This window comes from Nocardioides sp. (genome assembly GCF_031422975.1).
Classification (GTDB): domain Bacteria; phylum Actinomycetota; class Actinomycetes; order Propionibacteriales; family Nocardioidaceae; genus Nocardioides.
In genome coordinates this window covers 1-4,601 of record NZ_JANPEO010000498.1, presented here as the reverse complement: position 1 = coordinate 4,601, position 4,601 = coordinate 1, and the positions used below count along the sequence as shown (strand labels likewise).

Sequence of the window (4,601 nt, the reverse complement as noted above, 5' to 3'; positions counted from 1 at the left end):
GCCGAGGTCGCATCCCAGCGCCGGGTCGCCGCCAGCCAGGTCGTGCTCGCCTGGCTGATCGCCCGGGGCACTCGCCCGATCATCGGCGCCAGCTCGGTCGAGCAGCTCGACTCAGCACTCGCCGCGGTTCGACTCGACCTCGACGACGAGACGATGGCGCGGCTGGATCAGCCCACGTAGTCGTCGATCTCCCCGAGGATCCTGGTCTTCACCTCGTCGGGCGCGAACGACGCTCGGACGGCGGCGCGCGACAGGTCGGCAACGCCATCGCGAGACAACGACAGCAGGTCGGCCGCGATGGCGTACTCCGCGTTCAGCGTCGTGCCGAACATCGGCGGGTCGTCGGAGTTGATCGTCACCGGCACCCCGGCTGCCACGAACTCCCGCAGCGGGTGCGACGGCAGATCGGTGACTGCCCGGGTCGCGATGTTCGACGACGGGCACACCTCCAGGGTGATCCCCTCCGCCGCCAGATGGGCGAGCAGCACCGGGTCCGACACCGAGGACGTCCCATGCCCGATCCGCTCGGCCCCGAGCAGTCTGATGGAGTCCCACACGGTCTCCGGCCCGGTGGTCTCCCCCGCGTGCGGCACCGAGTGCAGGCCCGCGGCGCGGGCCGCGTCGAAGTGCGGCCGGAACTGCGAGCGGGGTACGCCGATCTCCGGCCCGCCGAGGCCGAAGCCGACCAGCGCCGCGGGACCGTGCTCGAGCGCATGGGCCAGGGTCGCGTCGGCGGCCGGGATCCCCGACTCGCCGGGGATGTCGTAGATCCACCGCAGCACCAGCCCGAAGTCGCGCTCGGCCGCGATCCGCGCGTCCTCGATGGCTTCGGTGTAGGCCTCGATCGGCATGCCGATGTCGTCGCGGTCCGGCCGCACGGAGGTGAATGGAGTGCAGGTGAGCTCGGCGTAACGCAGGTTCTGGCCCGTCGCCATCTCGCGCGCCACCTCGTAGGTGAGCATGCGGACGTCCTCGGGGGTCCTGATCAGGTCCACGACCGCGAGGTAGACGTCGATGAAGTGCGCGAAGTCGCGGAACTCGAAGAACTTCTTCAGCTCGCCCAGGTCCGATGGGACCGTCCCCGGGTGCCGCGCCGCCAGCTCGGACACGATTCGCGGCGATGCCGACCCGACGTGGTGGACGTGCAGCTCAGCCTTGGGCAGGCCGGCGATGAACGCCGACAGGTCGGTCAGGTCGGTCACTTCAGTGCCTCCGCGAGGGTGCTGGCTTCGATGGCCTCCCCGTCCACGATCACGGTGGGGGTGCCCTTGATTCCAGCAGACGTCGCGGCCTTGACGCCATTTGCGACCCACGGCCCGAACTCGAGGTTCTTGAAGCCGGCGGCCACGTCCGCCTCGGTGGCCCCTGCCTCGACGGCCTTCTCGATCAGCCACGCGTCGTCGGGATGGTCGCCTTCCTCGGCCGGCTGTTCGGCGTACAAGATGTCGTGGAACTTCTTGGCCACGTCAGGTCCCGCGGCGTCGAGCACGACCGCGAACGCGTTGGCGGTGCGCTGGGAGTAGTCACCGAAGCGGCTCAGGAAGTCGAGCGGACGGTATTCGACCGTCGCGCGGCCGTCCGCGACGGCGGAGTCCAGCGTCTCCGCGCTGGCGTCCTCGAAGGCCTTGCAGGCAGGGCAGAGGAAGTCCTCGTAGATGACCACCTCGTGGTCCGCGCCGGCATCGCCGAGCCTGAGGCCGTAGTCGGACGTCGCGCCTGTCGGGACGGCGGCTGTCTCGTCGACCTTGCCGGCCCGGCTCTGCAACCAGAAGCCGACAGCGACGACGACGAGCAGCGCTCCCACCACTCCCGCGATGGTGTACAGCCGGCGCTGCTTCTCCCTGCGCTCCTGCTCGGCCCGCAGGGCCGCCGCCCGGAGGGCCGCGGCCCGGGCGGCACGCTCAGCGGCCTTGTTGCGCTTCGACATCGAGGTCCTCTCCGTCGCCCGTGGTGGGCAAGATTTCACCCGCACGAGGCGGGAAGACAACAGCATCCAGTGACCAGCGGGTCCGTGGCCAGATCACCAGCCACGCGGACAGCAGCAACAGCCCGACGTCGCGCGCGATCTCCGAGGGATACCTCGACGTCGCGTCCGCGACCTCGCCGCCTCCGCCGAAGCAGCCACAGTCGATCGAGAGCCCTCGCGCCCACGCGGCCGAGATCCCGATGATGAACGCGATGAACAACAGGGACGACAACACGCCCATCGTGCGCGTCATCAGCCCGAGCACCAGGCAGACACCGATCACCATCTCGACGACCGGCAGGGCGTAGCCGACGCTCGGCACGATCGACTCGGGCAACAGGTCATAGGCGCGTACGGCGCGGACACTGCCCGACGGGTCGGGGAGCTTCAGCGCACCCGCCGCCATCCAGACACCGCCGGTGATCAGTCGCGCGAGGAGACCGATCCACTGCTTCACGACCCCGACCCTAGGACGAGCGCCTGAACCGCCGCTGAGAACCCTGAGTAGGGTGCTCACCGTGAATGAGCGACTCGTCTGGATCGACTGCGAAATGACCGGCCTCAGCCTTGAGACAGATGCGTTGGTGGAGGTCGCTGCGCTTGTCACCGACTTCGACCTCAACGTCATCGGCGAGGGCATCGACGTGCTGATCAAGCCGCCGCAGGCGGCGCTGGACCAGATGATCGACTTCGTCCGCAGCATGCACGTGTCCTCCGGCCTGCTCGATGAGTTGGAGGGCGGGCTGACGATGGCCGACGCCGAGCAGCAGGTGCTGGCCTACATCAAGGAGCACTGCCCCGACGGCAGCCGGCCGCCGCTGGGAGGCAACACGGTCGCCACCGACCGCGCGTTCCTGGCCCGCGACATGCCCACGCTGGAGGGCTTCTTGCACTACCGCAACGTCGACGTCTCCTCGATCAAGGAGCTTGCCCGGCGCTGGTATCCGCGCACCTACTTCGCGGCCCCGGCCAAGCGCGGCAACCACCGGGCGCTGGCCGACATCCAGGAGAGCATCGAGGAGCTGCGCTACTACCGCGAGGCCGTCTTCGTCCCCCAGCCCGGCCTCGACTCCACCGCCGCACGCGAGATCGCGGCGCGGCACGCAGGCACCATCACCGGCCTCGGCCCCGATTCAGAATCCGCGCACTGATTGCCCTACACTTCTCATCGGCTTGCGCCTTCGAGCGCAGGCCATGGCACAGAACGTGGTGGGTATAGCTCAGCTGGTAGAGCGCCGCCTTGTGGTGGCGGATGTCGCGGGTTCAAGTCCCGTTACTCACCCCATGCCAGGGCCCCGGTCATCGACCGGGGCCCTGGTCATTGTGGAGGTCGGTTCGGACCGGTGTCTCGGCCAGCCATGCCCGGGCGCACCGCCGAGGGGACTACGTTGACCCGGTGAGCACCGGTCAACACTCCTATGACGTCGCCATCGTCGGTGGCGGTCACAACGGCCTCGTCGCGGCGGCCTACCTCGCCCGCGCGGGGCTCTCCGTCGCCGTCCTCGAGCGACTCGACCACACCGGCGGTGCGGCGGTCTCGGTCAGCCCGTTCGCCGGCCTGCCGGCCCGGCTGTCGCGCTACTCCTACCTCGTCAGCCTCATGCCCGAGCAGTTGATGGCCGAGCTCGACCTCGACATCCGGCTCGCGTCCCGGACGACGGCCTCCTACACGCCGTACACGCGGGACGGTCGCCCCGACGGACTGCTCGTCGAGCGCCCCGAGGGCGAGCCGACGCGGCAGTCCTTCGCCGCCCTCACGGGCTCGGATCGTGAGTACGACGCGTGGCGCGAGTTCTACGCCGACGTCACCGACCTCGCCCACGCCGTCGCCCCCACCCTGATGTCGCCTCTCCCCCTCGAGCGCGAGCTGCGCGAGGCCATCGACCCGGGCATCTGGCGCGACGTCGTGAGCCAGCCGCTCGGACAGACGATCGAGGAGCGCTTCCTCGACGACACCGTCCGCGGCGTCGTCGCCACGGACGCCCTGATCGGCACGTTCGCGTCGATGCACGACCCGTCGCTGATCCAGAACCGCTGCTTCCTCTACCACCTGATCGGCAACGGCACCGGCGAGTGGCGGGTCCCCGTCGGCGGCATGGGCGCCGTGACCGACGCGCTGGCCCGGGCTGCCCTCTCCGCGGGCGCCGAGATCATCACCGGCGCCGGCGTGAGCCGGATCGAGCCCGGCTCCGACTCCGCGACCGTGGTGTGGCACGACGGCTCGGGCCAACAGTCGCTCACCTGCCGACGGGTTCTGTCCGGCGTGGCCCCCTGGGTGCTGAGCATCCTGCTCGGTGACGGCGAGGACGCCGCCACCAAGCCGGAGGGCGCCCAGCTCAAGATCAACTTCCTCCTCGATCGACTGCCCGAGCTGAGGTCCGGCGCCGACCCGGCCGTCGCCTTCGCCGGCACCCTGCACCTCGGCGAGGACTACACCCAGCTCGAGACGGCGTACGCCGAAGCCGCGGCCGGCCAGGTGCCCTCGACGATGCCCGGCGAGGTCTACTGCCACTCGCTCAGCGACCCCTCGATCCTCGGTCAGTTGGCCGAGAGGGGCGCGCACACTCTGACCTACTTCGGCCTCCACACCCCGGCCCGTCTGTTCGAGGGACCGGGTGGCGCCGCCGCCAAGGAG

6 protein-coding genes and 1 tRNA gene are annotated in these 4,601 nt (G+C 70.0%); 4 read left to right on the top strand and 3 right to left on the bottom strand.

The features are described from left to right. On the top strand, positions 1-180 hold a 180-nt coding region (locus RMO85_RS14880), incomplete at its 5' end, for an aldo/keto reductase (RefSeq protein WP_310529507.1). Here the strand turns inward: RMO85_RS14880 and RMO85_RS14875 are convergent. The 3 genes from RMO85_RS14875 to RMO85_RS14865 are packed head-to-tail and all read right to left on the bottom strand — an operon-like array spanning position 168 to position 2,423. Further along, positions 168-1,202, bottom strand: a complete 1,035-nt coding sequence (locus RMO85_RS14875; RefSeq protein WP_310529506.1) for an adenosine deaminase — start codon at positions 1,200-1,202, stop codon at positions 168-170. The genes RMO85_RS14880 and RMO85_RS14875 overlap by 13 nt on opposite strands. Further along, on the bottom strand, positions 1,199-1,927 hold the full coding sequence (locus RMO85_RS14870) for a thioredoxin domain-containing protein (RefSeq protein ID WP_310529505.1): 729 nt from the start codon (positions 1,925-1,927) through the stop codon (positions 1,199-1,201). The genes RMO85_RS14875 and RMO85_RS14870 overlap by 4 nt, the downstream gene beginning before the upstream one ends. Next, positions 1,902-2,423, bottom strand: a complete 522-nt coding sequence (locus tag RMO85_RS14865; protein WP_310529504.1) for a MauE/DoxX family redox-associated membrane protein — start codon at positions 2,421-2,423, stop codon at positions 1,902-1,904. Before RMO85_RS14865 ends, RMO85_RS14870 begins: the two co-directional genes overlap by 26 nt. Before the next feature lie 61 nt (positions 2,424-2,484). On the opposite strand from RMO85_RS14865, the gene orn reads away from it, so the two are divergent. The 3 genes from orn to RMO85_RS14850 all read left to right on the top strand — a co-directional run. After that, a complete protein-coding gene (gene orn, locus RMO85_RS14860) occupies positions 2,485-3,117 on the top strand; it encodes an oligoribonuclease (RefSeq protein WP_310529503.1) in 633 nt (210 codons plus the stop codon). 58 nt (positions 3,118-3,175) lie between these two features. Further along, positions 3,176-3,251: transfer RNA gene (locus RMO85_RS14855), tRNA-His, on the top strand. A gap of 111 nt (positions 3,252-3,362) precedes the next feature. Then, a partial coding sequence (locus RMO85_RS14850; protein WP_310529502.1) for an NAD(P)/FAD-dependent oxidoreductase occupies positions 3,363-4,601 on the top strand: 1,239 nt, incomplete at its 3' end.